Here is a 286-nt window from a genome sequence, read left to right on the forward strand (position 1 = left end):
GGTGGAGTCATTCACTGGACGCACAAAGACCCTCGAAATAAACATGCTCATGGCTGGCTGAAGCATCAGGGAAGGACGTACGACTAAAATCACCTAACAATGCATTTAAGACGGATTCCCAACGCATGGCGTTTCCGGCTTACTTCGGTTTAAGTGTTTATGTCACAATGGTTTAGGCAGGGTGGTTGGCGTTGCTCACCACTTAATGCGGCGTTATGTGCCAGAGTACCCCACGTTTAGTAGACACTTTACCAAGTTAGATCTAGGGTCTAATTGAGAGGTGATT

1 protein-coding gene is annotated in these 286 nt (G+C 46.9%); it reads left to right on the forward strand.

Annotation, left to right across the window (positions count from 1 at the left end):
* The coding region (locus H2O73_RS20885) for a DUF3465 domain-containing protein (RefSeq protein WP_182110786.1) at positions 1-87 on the forward strand (87 nt) is incomplete at its 5' end.
* Between the last annotated feature and the right edge of the window lie 199 nt (positions 88-286).

It is taken from the genome of Vibrio marinisediminis, from assembly GCF_014050145.1.
GTDB lineage: Bacteria > Pseudomonadota > Gammaproteobacteria > Enterobacterales > Vibrionaceae > Vibrio > Vibrio marinisediminis.